Raw genomic sequence first — 23925 nt, forward strand, 5'->3', positions numbered from 1 at the left:
AATTTAACAGCAGCTTTTATTCTCCTGAATAGGAGGACAAGCAACAGAGCCATAAGAACAGAATACACAGCAGTCCTCTTCTTTGGGTTTTAAAACCTCTTTACATTGCTCACATTCATAAAAGAACTGGCACGCATCTGTAGGCATTTCTTCTTGTTTGAAGTGGCCGCAATTAGGGCAAGTGATTGTTGATTCGGTGATAAATGAATTCATTTTTCTATTATTTTTAGTTAATCATACCATATATACAACATCTGAACCTGATGAAGGATAGGTGAGGATCATGGTTTTCAGATCTTTGGAAGTAAATCCCGCTTTTATAGCCAGGGCAAATAGATTTATTACTTCCTCGGCATGTGGGCCAATGAGATGTGCTCCTAAAATTTTTCCGGTTTCTTTCTCGACGAGCGTCTTATAGGCATAGGTTTTCTCGTTGATCCTTTTGGCGGTAAACCAGTGGGGAACACGATCCTTGTTTACCTTAAAGTTTAGACCTTTTTTAGTGGCTTCTTCTTCAGATAATCCTACCGAAGCCATTGTGGGCAGCGTAAAAACCACGGTGGGAATGGCGGTGTAATCTGGTTTTTTAGTGTTGCCTTTTATTATATTGGATGCTACAATATGTCCTTCCATAACTGCAACAGGTGTAAGGGGAATACCATCTGTATCTGCTGCATCCCCGGCAGCATAGACATTTGAATTGGTGGTACTTTGCAAATATTCATTCACTTCAACTCCTTTTTTACTAAAGGCGATATTTGCTTTTTGCAGGTTCAAATCAAAAATGGCAGGAAGCCTTCCCGCCGAATTAATCACCTGCGCAGCCTCCCATTTCTTTTCCCCGCTTTCACCTTTTCCGGTTACGCGAAAAGCTCCATTAGCCTCTTCAATCGCTGTAACGTTGGTGTTCAGAATTAATTGTATGCCTAACTTTTTGGTAGCTTCCGTTAATTGATCTACTATAAAAGGATCAAAATTCTCCAGTGGCCTTTTCCCTCTGTGAATTATGGTCACTTTACAGCCAAAACGGGCAGCCATATGTGCAAACTCAAAAGCGATGTACCCACCGCCAATAAACAGCAAAGAGGATGGGAGGGATTTGAAATTAAGAAAATCTGTACTGCTAATAACATACTCCTCACCCTGGATATCCAACTTTCTCGGTTTTGCACCCGTGGCTATTATAATCTTTCCGGCTTCTATAGTTTCATTTCCTACCTTCAATTTAGTTTCAGAAATAAATTTAGCTGAGTCATGAAATGTATTAATTTTGTTTTTTTCGTAAGCTTTTTCAATTTTAGGCGGCATAGCATCCACAAAATCCTGTTTGAATTTCATTGCTTCCTGCCAGTAAATAGCTGGTACTTCAGAAATTTGCTTCTCGTATAAATTATCAGCCAGATGTTTTGCTTCAGTAGGGCCGAGCATGATCTTTTTTGGGTCACAGCCACGAAGGGCACAGGTACCACCATAGGGCAATTCATCTGTTATTCCTACCCTAAGTCCTTTAGAAGCACATTTATTGGCCACATTCATTCCTGCCATTCCGGAACCTATTACAAAAACATCATACTTTTTCATGTGTTTATATTTTGGCACAAACCAAGGGAATTCAGCACAGGTTTTTAATCTTTCCCTGAATATTGCCATTTTTGCGTCCAGCATCATGCTGGCTTCATCTTGCCCTTTTTTTAGGTTACTTATCTACTACCTTATAACCGGTCCTGCTTATGGCTTTAATAATTGCAGCCTTATCTACTTTTGTTTTGTCATATTCAACTACCGTATTGGCATTTTCATAGCTTGCCTTGACTGATAAAATACCCCCAAGTTTGTTGACTTCATTTTCCACAGGTGCTTCACATCCTGCGCAGGTCATTCCTTGTACATCAAAAATTTCCTTGACAATATTTGATTGTGAGACATAGACTATTTCCTTGTTGGGCTGGCTGTAAAACACCTCGGAGTAATTTGGAAAAGCCAGCATAAGCCCTGCAAATAAGGTTACAACCAGTAAAAACTTCTTTGTCTGCAAAAAAGATTGTTTTTCATCTTCTGCACATCCGCAATCGCTTTCAGCTTCTTTTCGGGATCTCAACTTTTGATACCAGGCCAGGCCCAGGATTAAAACCGTGAGAGCAATTAAATAAGGTCGGAAAGGTTCCATCCACGAGAAGGTAGTCGCCATGCCACTTGTACCTGCTACGAGGGCAAGAACCGGGGCAATACAACATAAAGATGCCGCTATAGCTGCTACTAACCCGCCTAAAGCGGCTTTATTGGATTTATTTTGGGATGTATCCATTTTAAGCAGATTTCTTTAATGATTTAATTGAAGTGAAGATATTATTCAAAATTTGGGTTTCAGATTTCACCAGCGAATAATACAAAGTTTGTCCCTCCCTTCTGGAGGCAATCAAGCCGGCATCCTTCATTTTCCGAAGATGTTGTGAAATAGCAGGTACACTCATTTCCAAAATGTCTGCTATATCACAGGGGCATAATTCATTCTCCAAATCTAAAAGGAAGAGAATCTTTAAACGCACATCATTACCCGCAATAGAGAGGAGTTTTGTCATTTGCCGGAAACCATTGTCCAAATTTTCAATTGTTGCCTGACAATTTAAAAGCTGCTTTTGGTTAGCTTCAGCACGTGTACAGGTGATTTCGAGTTTCATAAATTATTTTTAAGGCTGCTAAGTTATATATTTTTTATTATTTAAGCAACTTATTAAATAAAACGAAAAAGGACTCAGTTCATTTACCTCCGGTCCACTGATTTTTTTTCCGGGACAACTGTTTCGGGTAAAACTACTCCTAAGTCTTCCCTATTCTAAATTTTATATAAATTTATCAAAAGAAAACCGCAAAGTCTCTCTCTCCTTTTTGAAGTTCATCTTTTGCAATCCAATTGCAAGTTTTTTTTTATTACTTTTGTGCCCAGATGAAAGTATTAGCAACCACTTTTCTATCCATCATTTTCTTGTTCCAATCTTCGGGACCAGTAATGGATTGGTGTTGTGAACTACTGAAGATACCGAATCTTATTGAACATTATAATGAACAAACAGGAGACACTGGTATTGGCTTTATTGAATTTCTGGATTACCACTACGGAGATCAGAAAAATTTGAATAGACACCAGGACGATGGACATGACGGCGAACTCCCTTTACAGGGTCATCATGTTTGTTCTCATGGATTTTCGTTTGTTAACTCAGATACTTTTGAGCTAGCTGTAATTGAACCTTTAGAGGATCAAAGTATAAGTGTTTTTTACCAGCCTCCGTTTTCTTCTGCCGCCCTAGGCGGAATTTTTCAACCTCCCCGCGTATAATTCAACTTTTGTGATAGGATAATTATATCCTTACGCCATTGACTTCTTTAATGGCCATCTCATCTATTTACGTTGAATTAAATTCTATTATTAATGATTAACAAAATTATAGCATTCTCTATAAACAACAAGTTTATAGTAGGACTGCTAACATTGGCACTTATAGGAGCCGGAATATGGTCGATGATGACCGTGAACCTGGGTTCAGTTCCTGATATTACAAATAACCAGGTACAGGTGATTACCCAATCTCCCAGCTTAGGTACTGAAGATATTGAACAGTTTGTCACTTATCCGGTCGAACTGGCAATGGGTAATCTCCCCGGGGTGACTGAATTACGATCTGTTTCCCGCTTTGGACTATCCGTGGTAACCATCGTCTTTGAAGATGACATGGGAACTTATTTGCCCCGGCAGCTGGTTCAGGAAAAATTGACAGAGCTGCAGGAAACCATTCCCGAAAACTTTGGTAGCCCAACTATGGGGCCTATTTCCACCGGGCTGGGACAGATTTATGAATATACCATCCAGCCACAACCAGATTATGAAGAGGAGTATACTCCTACGGAGCTCCGAAGTATTCAGGACTGGATTATTAAGAGACAGCTGACACTCCTTGAAGGTGTTGTAGAAGTGAATTCCTTTGGAGGATACATCAAACAGTACGAAGTAGCTATTAGTCCTGAGAAATTAAATGCGCTGGATGTAAGCATCTCCCAGGTTTACGAGGCCCTGGCCCGGAACAATGTAAATACCGGGGGAGCCTACATTGAAAGGAACAGAATGTCCAACTTCATTCGGGGAGAAGGCCTGATCCAGTCTTTAGATGACATCAGGAAAATAGTGGTTACCAATGAAAACGGGATTCCTGTTACAGTTGGAAATATTGCCGAAAAAGTGAGTTTCGGAAGTCAGGTGCGTTATGGTGCTTTTACTCAGGATGGAGAGGAAGCTGTGGGCGGTATTATTATGATGCTGAGGGGCTCAAACCCCAATGCGGTAATACAGAGGGTCCAGGAAAGGATGGCGGAGGTAGAAGAATCCTTGCCGGAAGGACTTGAAATAAGGCCCATCATTGACCAAAGCGCCCTTATTGGAAGAACAACCGATACCGTGACTAAAAACCTGTTGGAAGGTGCTTTAATCGTAATCTTTGCATTGGTATTCCTATTGGGGAGTTTGCGTGGGGGCCTCATTACAGCCACTACCATTCCGCTGTCCTTGCTCTTTGCCTTCATCCTGATGAAGCAGTTTGGGGTTTGGGCAAATTTAATGAGCCTGGGGGCCATTGACTTCGGGATAATTATTGATGGGGCGGTTATTATTATAGAAGGTGCCGTTTATGAAATCCATAAAAGGATCAAAGCCGGAAAAGTCAAATTTAATCAGGCGGTCATGGATGAGGTCGCTTACGATTCCGGAAGCACTATGATGGGGTCGGCATTTTTCGGCCAGGTTATCATCCTTATTGTGTTTACACCCATCTTGTTCCTAACAGGAGTGGAAGGCAAAATGTTCAAGCCAATGGCCTATACTTTTGGTTTTGCAATGATAGGTGCCATTATCTTGTGCCTTACCTACGTTCCTATGATGACGGCATTGTTTATGAAGCCGATTGAAAACAAGAAAAACTGGTATGGCAAGTTAGAACGCTGGCTGGAAAGAGTCAGTGATAAAATCATTGGTGGCATTCACCGTGCTTACCTTCCGCTCTTAAAAGCTTCCCTCCGCCTCAAAGCTGCGGTGATCATAGGATCTATTGTTTTATTGGGGGCTGCAGGCTATGTTTTTTCCGCGATGGGGGGAGAATTTATTCCGCAGCTGGATGAAGGGGACATTGCCATGCAAGCTTTAATCCGTCCAGGTAGTTCATTAAATGAATCTATTGAAGTCTCTAAAAAAATTGAGACCTTACTTTTGGACAACTTCCCGGAAATAGAGACAGCAACAGCCCGAATTGGGGTGGCCGATATTCCTACTGATCCCATGCCGATGGATATAGCAGATATGTACATCATACTCGAAAAAGACAGGGACAAATGGGTTTCTGCTGACACAAAAGAGGAACTCATTGAACAAATCCAGGACCTACTCAATAAAAACCTCACAGGTGTCAACCTTGTTTTTACCCAACCTATAGAGCTAAGGTTTAATGAGCTATTGGAAGGGGTAAGAGAAGATATTGCGGTAAAACTCTATGGCGAGGATTTGGAAGTTCTATCCACTAAGGTTCAGGAAATGGCAGAGATTATTCAAACTGTACCCGGAACAGGAGATGTAAATGCAGAGAGAACTTCTGGTCTCCCACAAATGACGGTACGCTACAATCGTGACAAGTTAGCACAGTACGGGCTGGAAATCGAAAAAATAAATGAATATATAAATACCGCTTTTGCAGGTGGAGTGGCAGGAGTGGTTTTTGAAGGAGAAAGACGTTTCGACCTGGTAGTGCGCTTTGATGAAGAGCACCGACAGAGTATTGAAGATATACGGACTTTATACATTGATCTGCCTAATGGTACCCAAGTCCCGATTAATGAAGTAGCTGATATCAGCTTTGTTCCCGGGCCAATGCAAATTTCCAGAGACGACACCTATCGCAGAACATACGTTGGGGTAAATGTGAGGGGCCGTGACGTAGAGTCGGTTGTGAATGATATTCAGGCAAAACTGGGTGCCGAACTGGATTTACCTCCAGGTTACTACATTTCTTATGGCGGTGAGTTTGAGAACCTTCAAAATGCCAAAGACCGCCTGATTATTGTGGTGCCTATCGCTCTCTTGCTGATATTCGTGCTGCTGTATTTTGCCCTGGGCTCATTCTCGCAGTCTATCATGATTTATATGGCCATTCCATTAGCGGCCATTGGGGGTGTTTTCGCCCTGTGGCTCCGGGACATGCCCTTTAGTATCTCTGCAGGTGTAGGCTTTATCGTGCTCTTTGGAGTGGCAGTACTTAACGGTCTGGTCCTGGTGAATCGCTTTAATTCATTAAAAGAAGAAGGCGTAACCAGTATCAAAGACCGGATTTTTATGGGTACGAAAGAACGAATCAGGCCGATCATGCTTACAGCGGTAACAGATATTTTAGGATTTATGCCAATGGCATTTTCTTCTTCGGCCGGTGCAGAGGTGCAGCGCCCTTTAGCAACCGTGGTTATTGGAGGTATGCTTACAGCTACCCTTCTCACCCTTGTGGTGTTGCCAGTCCTTTATACTTTAATAGAAAATATGAAAAACAGAAGAAATAGTAATAACAATAATGGCTTTGCACCAGCCCCTGCAATAGTGGTGGCATTGCTTTCTGTCGGAAGCCTCTTAGGATTTAGCACCCCTGCAGAGGCACAGGAAAACAGTTCTTCACAGAAAAATTCTCCGGCTCAGGCTGAAATAATTGTCCAACAGGATTCTTTGCCAGTCCTCTCGTTAGAAGAGGCCAAGGAACGGGCAATAGAGGCTTTTCCGAGAATAAGAGCTGCTGCCCTGGAGATAGAAAGTCAGCAGGCTTTAAAGAAAACGGCCTGGGACCTTGGTAATACCCAGATATTCACCGGCGCAGAAGAAATTAGCGGTGGTTCGAGTAATGCTGATCTTGGTGTCTATACACAAATTGGGGTTCAGCAACAGAATATCGACATCTTTGGTATTGCGCCACGCCTGAAGTTGCAGAAGGAAAGGGTGGCCCTGGCAGAAGAAGCCCTTGATCTTTCCATTCTTGAAGTAGAACTGGAGGTAAGTCAGGCCTGGGCGTCGGTATATGCTGCTAAAAATGAGTATGAGACCTTATACAGTCTGGATTCAGCCTTTACCGATATTGAGAGAGCTGCACAGATCAGGTTGGAAACAGAGACAATCTCGAGACTTGAATACCTGGCTACGGTAAACCAGGGCAATGAAGTTGAAATACAAAAAGAGCAGGCCTATAGGGATTATCTTGGAGCCTTGCAGCGATTCAACCTGTGGTTTGCCAGTGACACACTTTACACGGTACCTAATGTTCCTGCCGATCAGTTTGATGAGCCCATTAGCGGATTACTGCAACCCCTTGGGAACCATCCCCTGCTCAATGTGTATGAACAAAGGATAGAGGTGGCTGATGCAACCCTAAGGGAGAGGCGATCGCAGTTTCTTCCGAAATTTCAGGCGCAGTACGGCAGGCAGAAAATTGACGGCCAAACCGGCTTTTATCAATATCAGGTAGGGATCAGCATTCCTTTGTTCTTTGGACCTGAATTGGGCAGAACACAATCAGCAAAAATAAACCGCGAAATAGCTGAAGCTAATTTACAGCAGACGCAGTTTGAGCTAAAGACAGCTTATGCTGAGGCACGCGAAGAATACCTGAAGTGGCTTAATTCCTGGACATACTATCAGGAAGAAGCGCTACCCTTGGCCAGAGAACAGCGGGCAGGGGCCATCATCGCTTATCGGGAAGGAGCAATTGACTATGTGACTTTCCTGCAAAACATACGCGATGCCGTACGCATAGAAGTGAATGCCTGGCAGGCATTGGGCAGCTATCTTGATAGCCGCTCCCAACTCGAATATTATATAAATACTTCAGAATAAGATAATTAATTAATAGACAAAGATATAAAAATGAAAAAGCACATTATAAAACTGTTCACATTGCTCATTACGGTAAGCTTTCTTTCAGCCTGCAATGGCGGAGAAGGCAAAGGTACGGAAGAAGCGTCCCCTGAAGCTCAGGAAGAACATTCTGCAGAAGAAGAAGGAGGTCATGAAGAAGGAGAAGAAGGAGGAGGAATGGGTGAAGTGCATCTTTCCAGTCTCAAGTTCAACAGTTTGGAAATAAAAGTGGACACCCTGCCCACAAGGCCCATTTCCGATATAGTAGAAGCTACCGGACAACTGGAAGTCCCACCACAATATGAAGCTACAGTAACTGCTTTTATAGGAGCCAATATAACTTCTATTGAGGTCATTGAGGGGGATCAAGTAAGCAAAGGTAAGGTACTGGCATATCTATCCCATCCTAACCTCACCAGGTTACAAACCGATTATATGACAGCTTACAGCCGTTTGCAGAACCTGGAGCAAGAATTTAATCGTCAACAAAGGCTTTATGAACAAGAAGTAGGTTCAGGCAAACTTTTTCAACAGGCACAGGCCGATTATCGTGTTGTGCAGGCAGAGGTTCAAGGGTTTGAATCACAGCTCAGGCAGTTAAACCTTAATGTTGCTGGCATACGAGAAGGAAATATTGTCGAGAATGTTCCTGTAGTCAGTCCAATAAAAGGGAGCATTGAAGATGTAAGTGTGCAGGTAGGACAATATGTTGATCCCCAAACCGAGCTATTCGAAGTGATCAACGCCGAACATGTGCATGCAGATTTAATGGTCTTTGCCAAAGATGTATATAAAGTCAAGGAGGGACAAAAGGTCCTGTTACAAATGGAATCAGTGCCCGGCCAGACTTATACTGCTGAAATTTATTCTATCGGCAAGAAATTTGAACAGAATCCCAGGGCTGTCCACGTGCATGCAGAGATACAGGAAGATTCAGAAAACCTGGTACCGGGCATGTACATCAACGGCAGGATCGTTACGGGCACAGGAACAGAAGTAACAGCCTTACCGAAAGAAGCAATTATTGAGGAAGAAGACAAATCCTACATCTTTATTGCTGAAGAGCACGAGGAGGACGGGGAAACCGAGTGGTCTTTTAAGCCGGTGGAAGTGGTGACAGGAGAAGAAAATGAAGGATGGGTGGAAATTAAATTATTGCAACCTTTACCTGAAGGTGCAAAGGTGGCGTGGAACAATGCTTATTATTTGATAGCAGAAATGAAGAAGAGCCAGACTTCTCACGGTCATTAAATTAAAAACTTAAATGGATGGGCTCTCTGTATAATGTTTGTCTTAATTAGTTAACCCAGAGGGTTCATCCTTAATACAAACTATAGCGATGAAAGAAATAAAAGCATTTATAAAACCAAAAAGAGTACAAAAAGTAGTTGAAGCCCTTAGTGATAGTGGCTTTAATAGCATGACCCTTTCGCAAGGGGAAGGGACCGGTGCATTCAAAGCCAAAGGTGCCAGCCCCTCCCTTGATTTTCGCATTACAGATAGTCCCGTAGTGAAACTGGAACTGGTGTGCCAAAATGAAGAAGCACGAAAAGCAATAGACATCATAGTCGAAAATGGAAAGACAACGGATCCTGGCGACGGAATTATTTATGTTTCAGATATTGAAGATGCGTTTCAAATAAAGACGGGAAAATCCATAAAGAAATTTGATTGACGGGGAGCAACAACAATAAAATAAGTCCTGTAAAGGAAGTTCTAACTGTTTGTCTTACTAATGGGATTTCCTTTTCAGGCATAATTTACGGCGTTAATGTGAAAAACAAATTTAAAATAAAGGAACTCGAAGAATTACTGACTGCAAAAAAAGTAAGGACAACGGCCATGCGCTTGTTGGTCCTCAAAACCCTTCAAAAGCAAAAAGCCGCGATAGGTTTGCAGGATTTGGAATCGGTCTTCGAAAAGGCCGACAGGATTACCTTGTACCGCACGCTAAAAACTTTTGAGGAAAAAGGTTTGATACACAGTATAGTGGACGGGAACGGAACAACCAAATATGCATTGTGCAAAGAAGGTTGTGAGTGCGCCCCCAAAGATATGCACGTGCATTTTTATTGCCAAAACTGCCGGGAAACCTTTTGCCTGCCCAAATCAAAAGTCCCCGAAGTGCCCTTGCCGGAACACTTTGTGCCGGTGGAGACAACGTTATTGGTAAAAGGGGTTTGCGGCAAATGTTCAGGCTGAAAAATGCAATTTCATTGCAGGTTTTTAAATATATCTTTGGAATAAGCTGTTTTTGAAGATTTAAAAGAAAAATATTATGAGCGATTGTTGCGGTAGCGGTGCATGTTCAAATGGGGGGATATCCTCCAATACAACTAAAAGTGGTTTTTTACAAACCTATGGGGAGTACGGTTTGGCAATTACCGGTTTTCTCCTTTTGGCCGTGGGTATTGTCTTAAAAGAAGTTGTGGCTTCTAACTGGTTTACGGCACCTTTCCAATTTGTCCTTTTTGGACTGGCGTATCTTCCCGTGGGCGGGCCCGTATTGTGGAAAGCCATCAGGCAAATAAGGAAAGGAAATATCTTTAGCGAATTTTTCCTGATGGGCATTGCCACCATAGGCGCTTTTTTGCTGGGCGAGTATGCCGAGGGGGTGGCGGTAATGCTTTTTTATGCCGTGGGCGAATTGTTCCAGGGGGCCGCGGTAAACAAGGCAAAAAAATCCATTGAAAGTTTGTTGAAAATCCAGGCCGAGGAGGTGGCTGTAGTGGAAGCAGACGGAACCATAAAAATCGTGCACCCGTCCACGGTAGCGGTTGGCAGTATTATCCAGGTAAAACCGGGAGAGAAGGTAGCCATTGATGGAATCTTGATTTCTGAAAAGGCCACTTTCAACACTGCGGCACTTACTGGTGAACCCGCACCAGACCGTAAATACAAGGGGGAACAGGTTTTGGCCGGAATGGTGAATTTGGAAGACCTGGGCACCATAAAAGTTACCAGCCGTTTTGAGGACAGCAAGCTCTCAAAAATTTTGGAAATGGTACGGGAAGCGGCTTCCCGAAAGGCAAAAACCCAACGTTTTATCACCCGTTTTGCCAAAGTTTATACCCCCATTGTGGTTTTGCTAGCCACGGCCATTACTTTGCTTCCGTACTTTTTTGTGGAAACCTATATTTTTGGGGAATGGCTTTACCGGGCCCTGGTATTTTTGGTGATATCCTGCCCCTGTGCCCTGATGATTTCCATTCCTTTGGGATATTTTGGCGGTATTGGCGCGGCTTCCCGCAATGGCATTCTCTTTAAAGGTTCCAATTACCTGGACCAGATGCGGAAGGTGGACACCGTGGTGATGGACAAGACCGGCACCCTTACCAAAGGGATATTTGAAGTGCAGCACATCAGGACCTTTGAATTTGACCGGGAGTTGATTTTGAACCTGGTGGCAGGCCTCGAGAGCAGCTCCAACCATCCGGTAGCCAGGGCAGTGACCTCCTATTGGGTCTCTTTGGGCTATAAAACGGCCCAGGTGGAGCATGCAGAAGAGATTTCAGGCATGGGGATGAAAGGACAGGTAGAAGGGTTTAACATATTGGCTGGAAACACTAAGCTGTTAAAGAAATTCAATATTCCCTATGATCCGGAAATAGACGATTTTGTGGAAACAACGATAGTAATGGCCATCAACGAAAAGTATTGTGGTTTTATTACCATTGCCGATGAGATCAAAGAAGATGCGAAATTGGCCGTAGATGAATTGCGCCAGCTAGGGGTGAAAAACATCGTCATGCTCTCCGGCGATAAAGAGAGGGTAGTGCAGAAACTGGCCCGGGAGCTTGGGCTGGATTTGGCCATTGGAGGTTTGCTGCCCGAAGGAAAGATCAAAGAAGTCGAAAGGTTAAAAAAAGGATCGGCTATGTTGGCTTTTATTGGTGACGGGATCAATGACGCGCCTGTTATCACACTTGCCGACATTGGCATGGCCATGGGTGGTTTGGGCTCTGATGCCGCTATCGAAACCGCAGATGTGGTGGTACAAAACGACCAGCCTTCAAAAATCGCTACCGCTATAAAAATAAGCAAAGCAACAAACCGGATTGTTTGGCAAAACATAGGCCTGGCCTTTGGGGTAAAATTTTTGGTGTTGGCCCTGGGGGCTTTTGGAATGGCAAGCATGTGGGAAGCGGTATTTGCCGATGTGGGCGTTACCCTGCTGGCCATATTAAATGCCATGCGAATTCAGAAAATTGATTTCCGTACAAAGGAAACTTCTGAAACAAAAATTTTAGATAAAACTGTAGCGCCTTTCCCTAAAAGGGAAACAAAAACGGAAAAGGAGTTTGCCTAAATTGAAAGCCAAAAGTGTAGGGGGTTAGAAGGTGCGGGTTGTAAAGAACAAATACCGAAGAATAAATTGATAATGCACAATCGTTCAGCAATTGCTTAAGGGGAACAAAAAAAGTACTAAAGGTGAGGTACAAAAATATTGAACGTCCAATACCATTGAATATGATTTAATAAAATAATTGTCTGATGAACAACAAGGGGTTTTTCTTTACTGTTATTGTGGGCTTTGTGATGGGGGTATTTATTGTTCAGCCCCTTGGGATTTCCCTTTTTTTGTATGACAATCAGGGCGACCAGGGCAGTTGGTGGAATATCCTGGAAATTGTTTTTGTACAAATTGCCGGTTTCGGGGATTTTGACCAGATTTTGAAGAACCTCCTTTTTGGTTGTTTGGGCATCAGCCTGGCATTGATGTTTTACACCAGGAAAAAAATCTTTCAGCTTGACAAATTGAAGAATGAAACAGATATTATAGAAGCACTTATAGCTAAGGGCGAAACCAGTGAAGTAGAGTTTAAATCTACACTTCGCTGCGATTTACGGCAGTCAAAAATAAATAAAGCCCTGGAAGTCGTAGTGGCAAAAACCATAGCCGGCTTTATAAATTGTAAAGGTGGCAACCTGTTGATTGGCATTGATGATGAAGGCCATATTTTAGGACTTCAGGAAGATTACCAAACCTTGAAGAAGCCTGGCAGGGACGGATTTGAGCAGTATATTATGCAATTGGTCTCCGTTACATTGGGCACCCGCTTTTGTCCTTTGATAAAAGTAACTTTTCACGAATTTAAAGGAAGGGACATTTACCATTTAAACATACAATCCTCAAAAACACCGGTATTCCTCAATTACGAAGATCGGTCCCATTTTTTTATCCGTACCGGAAATGGCACACGCGAACTGGATATTCCTGAGGCATTGGCCTATATAGGAAAAGGAAAGGCATTGTACAATTAGAGAGCGAAAATTAAAAACCGATAGAAAAAATGAAAAAAACGCAAGTAAAACTGCCAATACTACTGCCGGAAATTCCCGATGAGAACGATCAATGTGTGCAGAGGCTAATGGATCACCTGCAAAACAGGGAAGGTATTGAAAAGGTACATATTGCTTCTGAAAAAGAGGATGATACCCCTCAGCTTTGTTTTCATTACGATCCCGACATTATTTCCATTGCCCATATTAGAAAACTCGCAAAACAGGCAGGGGCATCATTGACCAATGAATTTGGACATAGCCTGCTCGAGGTTGAGGGAATTCGACATGCAAGACATGCAAGGAAAATCGAAAAAGGGTTAAGAGGATTAGAGGAGATAATGGAAGCCTCGGTATCCGAATCGGGAATCGTAAGGCTGGAATTTATAAAGGCTAAAACCGATGAAAAAGATTTTAATCAAATCCTGAGGAACGAAGGCCTGAAAATCAAAACCGCCAAAAAGAATGAAAAAATGCCTCCTGAAACGGCTGAAACCCATAAACATTCCCACGAGGAGGCAGAGCTTAAAGATGAAGGCCACGCCCATGACCACGGGGGTATCTTAGGAAAAAATACTGAGATGTACTTTTCCATTATTTGCGGGGTTTTATTGGGCACCGGTTTTGGCCTTTCCTACCTGGAAACTGTGCCGGAATGGGTAAGTCTGGCCTTGTACATAGGCGCCTATTTCTTTGGGGGCTATTACACGGCAAAAGAAGCCATTGAAACGGTTGCCAAAGGAGGTTTCGAAATTGATTTCCTTATGCTGGTCGCGGCAATTGGGGCAGCCGTTCTGGGAGAATGGGCAGAAGGGGCTTTGCTCCTCTTCCTTTTTAGCCTGGGCCATGCGCTCGAAAATTACGCCATGAACAAGGCTAGAAAATCCATTGCAGCCCTGGCAGACCTTGCCCCTAAAACTGCCCTAATAAAACGAGATGGAAAGACGCAGGAAGTAAAAATTGAAGAGCTTCAGGTAGGTGATATTGTTGTAGTGAGATCCAACACCAAAATTTCTGCCGATGGTGTTGTTGTTAATGGCAATAGTAGTGTGAACCAGGCACCCATCACCGGCGAGAGCGTCCCTGTGGATAAGTCCCCCGTACCCGATCCTGACAAAGATTATTCAAAAGAAAGCGAAATAAAAGATGAACACCGTGTATTTGCGGGAACCATCAACGGCAATAGTACCCTGGAAGTAAAGGTGATAAAAACCTCTCAGGATTCTACACTGTCAAGACTGGTGACATTGGTGAATGAAGCCCAGACACAGAAATCACCTACCCAATTATTGACTGATAAGTTTGAAAAATATTTTGTGCCATCGGTTTTGGCCCTGGTGGTTTTGCTGAATTTCGCCTTCCTTGTCCTCGATGAACCCTTTAGCGAGAGTTTCTATAGGGCAATGGCGGTTTTAGTGGCTGCCAGTCCCTGTGCCCTGGCCATTTCCACACCCAGTGCTGTACTTAGCGGAGTAGCCCGCGCAGCCAGGGGTGGGGTTCTGATAAAGGGGGGGCGGCCCCTGGAAGATCTTGGCGTGCTCACCGCTATTGCTTTTGACAAAACCGGTACCCTTACTGAAGGCAAACCAAAGCTCACCAAAGTTATCACATTAACGGACGTAAGTGAAGAGGAACTGCTAAAAACAGCTGTAGCTGTAGAGGCTTTAAGCGACCACCCCCTTGCAAAAGCAGTGGTACGGGACGGAAAAGAACGCTTGGGAAACATACAATTTCCGGAAGCAAGTAATATGGAAGCTGTTTTAGGAAAAGGCATAAAAGCCAGCCTCGGGGAAGATAAGGTGTATATGGGGAATTTGGAGCTCTTTGAAGCGCTCGATGATCAAAAGCCTTCAGAAGAAACCGTAGAAAAAGTAAGGGAACAGGAAGCCGCAGGGAACACGACAATGTTGATACGCAGGAATGAGGAGTATATTGGAATTATTTCCCTTATGGACACTCCTCGGGAAGAAGCTAAAGCAACCTTGGAGGAGCTTAAAAAAATCGGTATTAAACGTATGATCATGCTCACCGGGGATAACCAAAAAGTGGCTGATGCGGTGGCCAAAGAAATTGATCTTACCGATGCCTGGGGGAGCCTGCTTCCCGAGGAAAAGGTAGATGCTATCAAAAAATTAAAGAAACAGGAGGATAAAGTAGCCATGGTGGGCGATGGAGTGAATGATGCTCCCGCTATGGCACATAGTACCGTGGGTATTGCAATGGGGGCAGCAGGATCTGATGTGGCCCTGGAAACCGCCGATATAGCCCTGATGGCAGATAAACTGGAAACCCTGCCTTTTGCAATAGGTTTGAGCCGGAAAGCCAAAGCTATCATAAAACAAAACCTTTGGGTAAGCCTGGGAATTGTAGCTTTATTAATTCCCGCCACCATATTTGGCTTTGCCAACATCGGGATAGCAGTACTTGTTCACGAAGGATCCACTTTATTAGTGGTTGGAAACGCCTTGAGATTATTGGCTTATAAGAAATAAAAGATGGCTTAGTGAAGAAATTCTTGGGAATTATCCGCCCTTATCGGCGTAGCAAGTGGGAATTGGGAGCATTTGATTTGGTTTCAAAAATGAAAAATAATGCTGAAAAAGGATAAATATTATAAACCTTAGTAGAAATAGTTCTACATATAATTTAAATCTATTTAATTATGAAAAATGAAAATCATGAACAACTCGTTCAAACCTTGCTAAACTGTGCTTTAGCTTGTGAAAACTGTGCTGCTCAAAGCTTAGCAGAAGAAGAAACCGGAATGATGCAAAGATGCATTCCGTTGGACATTGACTGTGCTGACATTTGTATACAAGCAGCTAGGTTGCTACAGAGAAATTCTGCCCTTGCGCATGAATATCTTTTGATCTGTGAAAAAGCTTGCAGGATGTGTGCTGAAGAATGTGCAAAACACGATCATGAGCATTGTAAGAAATGTGCTCAAGCCTGTAATGAATGTGCGGAAGCATGCCATAATCATCACGGTGATGTGCAGTTAAGCTAATGTAATGAAAGGTATGCGGTGTTTATAGCATCGCATATTTTCCTTAAAGTAAAAAAACAAAAAATGAAGTGTTACAAGAGAAATAGAGGGCGAACCAAATTTAAAACTAGAAATATACTATGAGGAAGTTCTCTAAAGAAAATTAAGAACTTTTTGTATTAGTTAACCCGGGTTTCCTTTCCAGGCACAATTATTTAAAATCAATGAATATAACTAATAGAACAAAAGACTATCTAAAGTAGATTTTATAATTTAAAACAAGAGAATAATGTCAGAATTTAAAGTTAAACTAGAATGGAATCCCGATTCCGAGGATTTCTCCTATAAGAATTATACACGTACCCATCAATGGATTTTTGGAGGAGGCTCTGAAATCACTGCATCTGCAGCTCCGGAGTATTTGGGGAAAGCTGAATTTGTCAATCCTGAAGAGGCTTTCGCTGCTTCCCTCTCCAGCTGTCACTTATTGACTTTTCTGGCTATTGCCTCCTTTAAAAAGTATATTATAAAGAGTTACAAAGATGAAACCGTTGCTGTGGTTGAGAAAAACAAGGATGGTAAACAGGCTGTGACCAGGGTTTTTTTACGGCCCAAAGTAGAATTCTCGGGTGAACATATACCTGATGAAGAAGAAATGGAAAAAATGCACCATAAAGCACATGCTGAATGTTTTATCTCCAACTCTGTAATAACAGAGGTTGTAGTGGAACCTGTTTTATAATTTCCTTCAGGTAAATTTAGTGTGTAAGGTTTAATTTAAATACCAAAATAGGCAATAAAACATAACTTCTATGAAAAATTTTATGGTTGCTCCTTCCATTCTTTCGACAGATTTTGCCCACCTGGGCAAAACCCTCGAAATTATTAATAGAAGTGAAGCAGACTGGCTGCACGTGGATGTGATGGATGGTATGTTTGTTCCAAATATCTCCTTTGGGACACCTGTTTTAGAAGCTATTGAGCAGCACTCTATGAAACCTATCGAGCTGCACTTGATGATTGTTGAGCCTGAAAGGTATCTGGAAGTTTTTTCTAAATATGGAATAGACCAAATTACTGTGCACGCTGAGGCCTGCCTTCATTTGCACAGCGTGGTGCAACAAATAAAAAGCCTGGGCTGTAAAGCAGGGGTAGCTTTAAATCCGCATACCTCTTTAGGAAGCCTGGAATACGTCATCAAAGATTTAGATACAGTTTGCCTAATGGCTGTAAATCCGGGTTTTGGCGGACAAGGTTTTATTCCCGAAACACTGGAAAAAATAAAGGAATTAAAGCAATTTATACAAAGAAAAGATGCAAAGGCCTTTATTGAAGTAGATGGCGGGGTTAACAGGAATAACGTGAAGGAAATTTTGAATTCAGGAGCTGATGCTGTTGTAGCAGGAAGTAGTATTTTCAATTCCGATGATCCTCTTAGGGCAATTCAGGAGCTTAAAAAACCCATTGAAATTAATGTTACAAAACGGAATAAATTAAATAATAATTAAAAAAGGAGTTATGCTACAAATATTAGGACAAACAGAAGGGAATTTAATAGCCACAAGAGCAACGGAAAATTTGACCGAAGCCGATTACGATAAGCTATTGCCCCTGCTGAACAACATAGTGGAAAAATATAAAAAAATCCGCTGGTATTTTGAAATGGAAGGTTTTGAAGGATGGACACCAAAAGCCTTTTGGAAAGATTTGAAATTCGATGTCCAACATGCCAACGATTTTGAAAAAGTGGCCATGATAGGGGATAAAAAATGGGAAAAATGGATGACAGATTTGATGAAACCTTTTACCTCTGCCGAAGTAAAATTTTTTGACTTAGAGGAAAAGGAAATTGCCAAAAAGTGGATTAAACAATAAAGCTTTTATTTAAACATTTAATTGAAAAACTGCATGTATAATTAAAATTAAAAATCATGAAAATAATAGTTCCGATTGATTTTAGTCAAAGTTCCAAAATTGGAGTTGAGTATGCCACAAAGGTGGCCGAATCTTTAAATTCAGAAATTATCTTTGTTCATGCCTATTCTGAAGGTTATCAATATGCCGGATATGGGGCTATAGTTTATCCGGTACCCGACAACTTTAGTTCTTATCAGAAATTATACAAAGAAAAAATGCTGGAATTTCTCGAAAATTTTCCACGTCTCGCGACAATAAAATATAAGAGTATGGTAGCCTCAGGAAGAATTTCAGGTATTATTTATCAACTAGCAACAGAAGAAAAAGCAAGTTTAATAATTATGGGGACAGAAGGTGCAGGTGAGGTAGAAGGTTATTTTGCAGGAACCACAAGTGAGAAATTAAGTAAGGAAGTACCCTGCCCTGTACTGGTTGTACCGGAAGATTTAGAAAATTTTGGTTTAAAAAGAATTTGCCTGGCGCTGGATTCAGATAACCTGAGACCTGATAGGGAACTAAAGGTGCTGGCTGATCTATTAAGGGCATTTAACCCTCGCCTCTTTATATTTCATTTTTCTAAGAGTAAAGATGAAATTATTAATGAACAGGAGATTAGAAACTATTATAAGGAGTTTTTTAATCTGGAGAATGTTTCTGTTCACCTTTTTTACGAAGGGAAAACTGAAGATAGAATAACCGGTTTTTTGAAAGATAATGCAATAGATATTTTGGCGCTACTTTACAGGAAACATGACTTTATAGAAAAACTAACTGAACTGGGTCTAAGAAGAAAAATGATTTTCAAATCAGAAGTTCCTGTACTTATTCTAAAATAATGGTAGAGTTAACTTTTAATAAAATATACCAGATTTTATAAAACCCACAAGCCTTTTGACAACTTTTGAAATTTGATGTACAATATGCCAACAAATTTGAAAAAGTGGCCATGGTAGGGGATGAAAAATGGGAAAATTGGATGACAGATTTGATGAAACCTTCTACATCTGCCGAAGTAAAATTTTTTGAAATAAACCATGCAAGCGAAGGACAAAAATGGATAAAGAAGTAAAAAAGAAATCTACCCCTGTAAGTTACATGAGGGAAACTGCCCGAAAGTTTCTTGACCGGGAAACCTCAGGCGGTCTTCTGCTCATTTTGGCTACTTTGGTCGCTTTGGTGTTGGCCAATACCGATGTGGCCGATATATACCACCATTACCTGAGTGATGAAATTGTTATAGGAGCACCGGAGCACCTGGAAATTTCCCTTTCGGTGGAAGAATGGATTAATGACGGGCTGATGGTGATCTTCTTTTTGGTGGCCGGTCTCGAATTGAAAAGAGAAGTAATGGTAGGAGAGTTATCTGATTTTAAAAAAGCTTCCATGCCTATATTTGCTGCCCTTGGTGGTATGCTTGTACCGGCTATACTTTTTTTCCTGTTCAACCTTAACATGCCTACTGTCAAAGGTTGGGGTATTCCCATGGCTACTGATATTGCCTATTCTCTTGGAATACTGGGCCTTTTAGGAAAACGGGTGCCTGTGCAGTTAAAGATATTCTTGGTAGCTTTGGCCATTGCCGATGATATCGGTGCGATTCTGGTCATTGCCATTTTTTACAGCAGTCAAATAGCCTGGATGAACCTGCTCATTGCAGGAGGGGCTCTGCTTGTTTTAGCAATACTGAACAGGGCAGGGATAAAACACCTGTCTTTGTATATTTTACTGGGTATTGTATTATGGCTGGCTTTCCTTGACTCCGGCATACATCCCACCCTGGCCGGGGTGTTGTTTTCCCTGACTATTCCCATAAAACCTAAGATACAAAATGAGGACTATAGGCAACGGACAAAATCCCATGTGCAGGAGTTGGAAAAAACCGACCTGGTAAATACCCATCTGCTCACTGATAAGAAGCAACAGAATATTCTGGAAACAATCCGAAGTGACACCAAACACACCCACCCTCCCCTACTGCGGCTGGAAAATGCGCTTACCGGTATCAATGCCTTCTTTATCATTCCTGTCTTTGCGTTAGCCAATGCAGGTGTAGAACTCAGTCTTGGAATTTCAGAAGTGCTGTCTAGTTCCCTGGGTCTCGGGATTTTAACAGGATTGGTGCTGGGGAAAGTTTGCGGCATTACCGCCTTCTCATATCTGGGCGTAAAAATGGGCTTCGCTCAATTACCGGTAGGTCTCAGTTGGAGGCATATAATAGGTACGGGACTTATAGCCGGTATCGGGTTTACAATGTCACTGTTTATCACAAACCTGGCATTTGCAGATCAAAACCTTGTTCAGGTAGCGAAAATAAGCATCCTGCTCGCTTCACTTATAGCAGCCATAGCCGGTGTCCTTGTGCTTCGTCTGGGGAAGACCCGGAGCGTCAAGCAACAGGAGCTGGGAGAAGTTGTTTAAGGTATTCTGTGAAAGCCGGAGGATAGTCAAACCAAAAACAGGAAGGAGTTGGATACTTAGGAACTTCAAAATGAATTAATAAATGCAACAACGGCAACATTGAGTGATATGGGAATTGCTATAGCTGGAGAGGGCCGAGGTATAAATCAAAATAAACAAAAACGTCTCGACTGCGCTCGACGTGACAATTATAATTCAATTTTGCTTATTAGGTTTTTTACCTGACAAGCATATAAAGTATATGATAAACCTTTTAAATTCAAATAGGGACAACCTCATTGCCGTGGAAGTGAGCGGTAAGCTTTCAAAAGAGGAGGTGGAAAATTTGCATCCGCTTATCGATGAAATTATTGCTAAAAATAATAAAGTGGATTTTTATTTTGAACTGCACGATTTCTACGGATACGATTTGGAAGGATTGTGGGTAGATCTAAAAATAGATGCTGCACATATTTCCGACTACGGTAATATGGCTATTGTTGGGGATAAAAAATGGCAGGAAAAAACTACAAAGGTTTTAAATTTCTTTTCAGGCTCTCAAATAAAATACTTTGACATAAATGAAAAGGATACGGCCAAAGCCTGGATTGGTTTAGTAAAGGAGTAGCTTACAGCAAAAAATGCCCTCTTAAGATGGGAAACTGTCAATAAACAGGAAAAAATTGTTTAACAAAAAGAAGTAACTATGGACTGGACATTTGAAGATTTTAAGACAGACCTGGATTCCCTGAACCCAACTGTTAGGGAGAAGGCCCTTGAAATAGCCAACGAGCTTATGAAAGAAGGGAAATTTACAGAAAAAGAAGCAATAACCGAAGCCATTAAACAGTCGGAAGAATGGTTTTATGATCTGGAAGGTTGAGATCTAAAACAAATTCCAAAAGCTGTTACCGTAAAATCTATCAGAAAGTATGGTGAAATGCTAAGGCAAAGGCCTCCTTACATTAAAGTAGGTCCAATAGATGATTTGTCGTAAAAAATGCTAAATAAAAACTTAAACTTTAAAATATGGAAAAATTTGATGTAACTATTATAGGATCTGGCCCGGGCGGATATGTAAGTGCCATCCGTTGCGCTCAATTAGGATTAAAAGTAGCCATTATAGAAAGGTATAGCACGCTTGGCGGCACCTGTCTCAATGTAGGCTGCATCCCATCAAAAGCCTGGCTGGAAGCCTCTGAGCATTACTACAAACTGAAACATCAATTCGAAAAATTTGGGATTGATGTAAAAGAAGCCAATGTCGATATCCTGAAAATGAACCAAAGGGTTCAGGATGTGGTACAGGAAATCATCAATGGCGTTGGGTATCTGATGAAAAAGAACAAGGTTACCGTTTATGAAGGCCACGGCACCATCAAGGACAAAAACACGATTGAAATTAAGGGCGAAGACAAAATGGAAACCATAGCAACCGATAAAATCATCATTGCCACAGGGTCCAAACCCGCTTCACTGCCCAATATTGAAATCGATAAGAAAAGGATAATCTCTTCCACCGAAGCCCTTGCCTTACAGGAAATCCCCAGGCATTTAATGGTCGTTGGCGGCGGCGTTATCGGGGTTGAGATAGGTTCTGTTTTCGCCCGCCTGGGCTCTAAGGTGTCTATTGTGGAATATTTTGATAGCCTTATTGCCTCTATGGATGGCGCACTGGGACATCAATTGCACCGTTCCCTAAGAAAACAGGGAATTGAATTTTATTTACAACATAAGGTAACTGATGCAACAGCAACAGATAACAAAGTGGAATTGAAAGCGGAAAACCTGTCCGATAAAAAAGAAATGAATTTAGAAGGCGACTATTGCCTTATGGCCATTGGCCGGAAACCGTACACCACCAATTTAGGCCTTGAAAATATTGGCGTGAAAACCAATGAGAAAGGAGAGGTAAAGGTAAATGAGAACCTTGAAACCAATGTCAAAGGGGTTTATGCTATAGGGGACGTAATCCATGGGGCAATGCTTGCCCATAAGGCCAGTGAAGAGGGCGTTTTTGTAGCCGAAAGAATTGTTGGCCAAAAGCCACATATCAACTATTCCCTTATCCCCAATATCATTTATACCCAACCTGAAGTGGCCGGGGTAGGATCCACTGAAGAAGAACTGAAAGAAGCAGGAAGAAGTATCAAAACAGGCTCCTTTCCTTTTAAGGCCAACGCAAGGGCAAAAATAAGTATGGACACCGATGGCTTTATAAAAGTAATCGCAGATAAAAAAACCGATGAGATATTGGGAGTGCATATGATAGGCCCACGCATTGCAGACAGCTATACTGAAGCGGTGGTAGCAATGGAATACAGGGCATCTGCCGAAGACATTGCGAGAATGTCGCACGGGCACCCAACTTTTTCAGAAACCTTTAAAGAGGCCTGTCTGGCAGCCACCGAAGACAGAGCGTTGCATATTTAATGACCTTTAATTTAATTGTAAAATCGGATTAGGCAGTTTTTAATCATTTTCATAAGGTTTAAGTTAGGGGATCTAAAAAATGAAATATAATTATTTAAAGATGTAAAGAACATGACAACTATTCCAAAAGACAAAAATTTCGATAGTAGTTTGATACTACTTCGTGACGGCTATGAATTTATTCAGAAAAAGCGTCAAAAGCTTGGGACTGATATTTTTAGAACCCGCTTGATGTTAAAGAAAACGATCTGCATGAGTGGAAAAGAAGCCGCGGAGGTTTTCTACGATAATGAAAAGTTTCAGCGCAAAGGTGCTACTCCTAAAAGAGTGCAAAAAACATTATTCGGCCAGAAGGGCGTCCAGACACTGGATAATTCAGCACACAGGCAAAGAAAAGAAATGTTTATGTCTTTGATGAAACCGGATAGCCTTCGGGGGTTCCTGGAAATTCAAAAAAGCTACTGGGAAACATACATTGGCAAATGGGAGAATGAAGAGCAAATAATATTATTTAACGAAGCACAGGAGCTACTCTGTCGTGCCGTCTGTTCGTGGTCGGGAGTGCCGCTGCGGGAAGAAGAAGTGCAACAAAGGGCCAGGGATTTTGGAGCTATGGTAGATGCCTTCGGAGCCATCGGTCTAAGGCACTGGAGAGGAAAGCAGGCTCGAAAAAGAGCTGAAAAGTGGATTGGTAACCTTATTAAAGAAATCCGTAACGGTAAAATTCATGTAGAAAAGGGTACTGCCGTCCACACAATTGCTTTTCACCCTGAGCTTGATGGTAAATTATTGAACACACAAGTAGCAGCAGTAGAGCTGATAAATGTATTAAGGCCCACCGTAGCCATAGCCACCTACATTACTTTTACTGCCCTTGCTTTACATCAATATCCACAATACAAAAAAGAAATACAGACAGGGAAAGACAACCTTACAGAAATGCTGGTACAGGAAGTACGAAGGTTTTATCCATTCACCCCAA

At 41.9% G+C, this 23925-nt stretch carries 23 protein-coding genes; 19 read left to right on the forward strand and 4 right to left on the reverse strand.

Going from position 1 to position 23925, the window contains the following annotated elements; translation table 11 throughout:
- Positions 1-3: 3 nt before the first annotated feature.
- The 4 genes from RM549_RS16290 to RM549_RS16305 all read right to left on the reverse strand — a co-directional run bounded on the left by RM549_RS16290 (position 4) and on the right by RM549_RS16305 (position 2678).
- On the reverse strand, positions 4-213 hold the full coding sequence (locus RM549_RS16290) for a GDCCVxC domain-containing (seleno)protein (protein ID WP_311686752.1): 210 nt from the start codon (positions 211-213) through the stop codon (positions 4-6).
- A 21-nt stretch (positions 214-234) separates the two neighbouring features.
- Positions 235-1581 carry a dihydrolipoyl dehydrogenase family protein gene (locus RM549_RS16295; protein WP_311686754.1) on the reverse strand — a complete coding sequence of 449 codons (1347 nt, stop codon included), beginning with the start codon at positions 1579-1581 and terminating at the stop codon, positions 235-237.
- Positions 1582-1696: 115 nt separating this feature from the next.
- Positions 1697-2305, reverse strand: coding sequence for a mercuric transport protein MerTP (merTP, locus tag RM549_RS16300; RefSeq protein ID WP_311686756.1), 609 nt, complete (start codon positions 2303-2305; stop codon positions 1697-1699).
- Position 2306: 1 nt separating this feature from the next.
- Complete coding sequence (locus RM549_RS16305; RefSeq protein WP_266069681.1) at positions 2307-2678, reverse strand: ArsR/SmtB family transcription factor; 372 nt, start codon at positions 2676-2678, stop codon at positions 2307-2309.
- A gap of 266 nt (positions 2679-2944) precedes the next feature.
- Between RM549_RS16305 and RM549_RS16310 the strand changes: the two genes are divergently transcribed.
- The 19 genes from RM549_RS16310 to RM549_RS16400 form a co-directional block, all read left to right on the forward strand.
- The gene (locus RM549_RS16310) at positions 2945-3337 is read left to right on the forward strand and encodes a hypothetical protein (protein WP_266069680.1); all 393 of its coding nucleotides are present in this window, start codon (positions 2945-2947) and stop codon (positions 3335-3337) included.
- 93 nt (positions 3338-3430) lie between these two features.
- Positions 3431-7906: a CusA/CzcA family heavy metal efflux RND transporter gene (locus RM549_RS16315; RefSeq protein WP_168025989.1), complete on the forward strand. Its 4476-nt coding sequence runs from the start codon at positions 3431-3433 to the stop codon at positions 7904-7906.
- A 30-nt stretch (positions 7907-7936) separates the two neighbouring features.
- Positions 7937-9178 carry an efflux RND transporter periplasmic adaptor subunit gene (locus tag RM549_RS16320; RefSeq protein ID WP_168025988.1) on the forward strand — a complete coding sequence of 414 codons (1242 nt, stop codon included), beginning with the start codon at positions 7937-7939 and terminating at the stop codon, positions 9176-9178.
- 88 nt (positions 9179-9266) lie between these two features.
- Entirely contained in the window at positions 9267-9602 is a 336-nt protein-coding gene (locus RM549_RS16325; protein WP_168025987.1) for a P-II family nitrogen regulator, read from the forward strand.
- Between the two features lie 98 nt (positions 9603-9700).
- Complete coding sequence (locus RM549_RS16330; RefSeq protein WP_311686760.1) at positions 9701-10129, forward strand: Fur family transcriptional regulator; 429 nt, start codon at positions 9701-9703, stop codon at positions 10127-10129.
- A gap of 76 nt (positions 10130-10205) precedes the next feature.
- Positions 10206-12236, forward strand: a complete 2031-nt coding sequence (locus RM549_RS16335) for a heavy metal translocating P-type ATPase (RefSeq protein WP_266069679.1) — start codon at positions 10206-10208, stop codon at positions 12234-12236.
- A gap of 185 nt (positions 12237-12421) precedes the next feature.
- On the forward strand, positions 12422-13192 hold the full coding sequence (locus RM549_RS16340) for an AlbA family DNA-binding domain-containing protein (RefSeq protein WP_311686762.1): 771 nt from the start codon (positions 12422-12424) through the stop codon (positions 13190-13192).
- A gap of 29 nt (positions 13193-13221) precedes the next feature.
- Positions 13222-15702: a heavy metal translocating P-type ATPase gene (locus tag RM549_RS16345; protein WP_311500668.1), complete on the forward strand. Its 2481-nt coding sequence runs from the start codon at positions 13222-13224 to the stop codon at positions 15700-15702.
- 170 nt (positions 15703-15872) lie between these two features.
- Positions 15873-16217, forward strand: a complete 345-nt coding sequence (locus RM549_RS16350; protein WP_311500667.1) for a four-helix bundle copper-binding protein — start codon at positions 15873-15875, stop codon at positions 16215-16217.
- 268 nt (positions 16218-16485) lie between these two features.
- Positions 16486-16938 carry an OsmC family protein gene (locus tag RM549_RS16355; protein WP_311500666.1) on the forward strand — a complete coding sequence of 151 codons (453 nt, stop codon included), beginning with the start codon at positions 16486-16488 and terminating at the stop codon, positions 16936-16938.
- Between the two features lie 70 nt (positions 16939-17008).
- Positions 17009-17704 carry a ribulose-phosphate 3-epimerase gene (gene rpe / locus RM549_RS16360; protein ID WP_311500665.1) on the forward strand — a complete coding sequence of 232 codons (696 nt, stop codon included), beginning with the start codon at positions 17009-17011 and terminating at the stop codon, positions 17702-17704.
- 10 nt (positions 17705-17714) lie between these two features.
- On the forward strand, positions 17715-18071 hold the full coding sequence (locus RM549_RS16365) for a SpoIIAA family protein (RefSeq protein ID WP_311500664.1): 357 nt from the start codon (positions 17715-17717) through the stop codon (positions 18069-18071).
- Positions 18072-18127: 56 nt separating this feature from the next.
- Complete coding sequence (locus tag RM549_RS16370; RefSeq protein WP_311500663.1) at positions 18128-18949, forward strand: universal stress protein; 822 nt, start codon at positions 18128-18130, stop codon at positions 18947-18949.
- Positions 18950-19014: 65 nt separating this feature from the next.
- Positions 19015-19182 carry a SpoIIAA family protein gene (locus tag RM549_RS16375; RefSeq protein ID WP_311500662.1) on the forward strand — a complete coding sequence of 56 codons (168 nt, stop codon included), beginning with the start codon at positions 19015-19017 and terminating at the stop codon, positions 19180-19182.
- Positions 19167-20531 (forward strand): Na+/H+ antiporter NhaA, encoded by a 1365-nt coding sequence (gene nhaA, locus RM549_RS16380; RefSeq protein ID WP_311500661.1) that lies wholly within the window; start codon positions 19167-19169, stop codon positions 20529-20531. Before RM549_RS16375 ends, nhaA begins: the two co-directional genes overlap by 16 nt.
- Positions 20532-20772: 241 nt before the next feature.
- On the forward strand, positions 20773-21138 hold the full coding sequence (locus tag RM549_RS16385; RefSeq protein ID WP_311500660.1) for a SpoIIAA family protein: 366 nt from the start codon (positions 20773-20775) through the stop codon (positions 21136-21138).
- A gap of 78 nt (positions 21139-21216) precedes the next feature.
- Positions 21217-21393, forward strand: a complete 177-nt coding sequence (locus RM549_RS16390) for a hypothetical protein (RefSeq protein ID WP_311686766.1) — start codon at positions 21217-21219, stop codon at positions 21391-21393.
- Positions 21394-21539: 146 nt separating this feature from the next.
- The gene (gene lpdA / locus RM549_RS16395; protein WP_311686768.1) at positions 21540-22943 is read left to right on the forward strand and encodes a dihydrolipoyl dehydrogenase; all 1404 of its coding nucleotides are present in this window, start codon (positions 21540-21542) and stop codon (positions 22941-22943) included.
- 111 nt (positions 22944-23054) lie between these two features.
- On the forward strand, positions 23055-23925 hold an 871-nt coding region (locus RM549_RS16400; RefSeq protein WP_311686770.1), incomplete at its 3' end, for a cytochrome P450 family protein.

This window comes from Autumnicola patrickiae, from assembly GCF_031846525.1.
In the GTDB taxonomy this organism is placed as follows: domain Bacteria; phylum Bacteroidota; class Bacteroidia; order Flavobacteriales; family Flavobacteriaceae; genus Autumnicola; species Autumnicola patrickiae.

Coding starts and splice junctions, on each gene's coding strand:
- RM549_RS16290 (WP_311686752.1), bottom strand. CDS start 213: ATGAATTCATTTATCACCGAATCAACAATCACTTGCCCTAATTGCGGC.
- RM549_RS16295 (WP_311686754.1), bottom strand. CDS start 1,581: ATGAAAAAGTATGATGTTTTTGTAATAGGTTCCGGAATGGCAGGAATG.
- merTP (WP_311686756.1), bottom strand. CDS start 2,305: ATGGATACATCCCAAAATAAATCCAATAAAGCCGCTTTAGGCGGGTTA.
- RM549_RS16305 (WP_266069681.1), bottom strand. CDS start 2,678: ATGAAACTCGAAATCACCTGTACACGTGCTGAAGCTAACCAAAAGCAG.
- RM549_RS16310 (WP_266069680.1), top strand. CDS start 2,945: ATGAAAGTATTAGCAACCACTTTTCTATCCATCATTTTCTTGTTCCAA.
- RM549_RS16315 (WP_168025989.1), top strand. CDS start 3,431: ATGATTAACAAAATTATAGCATTCTCTATAAACAACAAGTTTATAGTA.
- RM549_RS16320 (WP_168025988.1), top strand. CDS start 7,937: ATGAAAAAGCACATTATAAAACTGTTCACATTGCTCATTACGGTAAGC.
- RM549_RS16325 (WP_168025987.1), top strand. CDS start 9,267: ATGAAAGAAATAAAAGCATTTATAAAACCAAAAAGAGTACAAAAAGTA.
- RM549_RS16335 (WP_266069679.1), top strand. CDS start 10,206: ATGAGCGATTGTTGCGGTAGCGGTGCATGTTCAAATGGGGGGATATCC.
- RM549_RS16340 (WP_311686762.1), top strand. CDS start 12,422: ATGAACAACAAGGGGTTTTTCTTTACTGTTATTGTGGGCTTTGTGATG.
- RM549_RS16345 (WP_311500668.1), top strand. CDS start 13,222: ATGAAAAAAACGCAAGTAAAACTGCCAATACTACTGCCGGAAATTCCC.
- RM549_RS16350 (WP_311500667.1), top strand. CDS start 15,873: ATGAAAAATGAAAATCATGAACAACTCGTTCAAACCTTGCTAAACTGT.
- RM549_RS16355 (WP_311500666.1), top strand. CDS start 16,486: ATGTCAGAATTTAAAGTTAAACTAGAATGGAATCCCGATTCCGAGGAT.
- rpe (WP_311500665.1), top strand. CDS start 17,009: ATGAAAAATTTTATGGTTGCTCCTTCCATTCTTTCGACAGATTTTGCC.
- RM549_RS16365 (WP_311500664.1), top strand. CDS start 17,715: ATGCTACAAATATTAGGACAAACAGAAGGGAATTTAATAGCCACAAGA.
- RM549_RS16370 (WP_311500663.1), top strand. CDS start 18,128: ATGAAAATAATAGTTCCGATTGATTTTAGTCAAAGTTCCAAAATTGGA.
- nhaA (WP_311500661.1), top strand. CDS start 19,167: ATGGATAAAGAAGTAAAAAAGAAATCTACCCCTGTAAGTTACATGAGG.
- RM549_RS16385 (WP_311500660.1), top strand. CDS start 20,773: ATGATAAACCTTTTAAATTCAAATAGGGACAACCTCATTGCCGTGGAA.
- RM549_RS16390 (WP_311686766.1), top strand. CDS start 21,217: ATGGACTGGACATTTGAAGATTTTAAGACAGACCTGGATTCCCTGAAC.
- lpdA (WP_311686768.1), top strand. CDS start 21,540: ATGGAAAAATTTGATGTAACTATTATAGGATCTGGCCCGGGCGGATAT.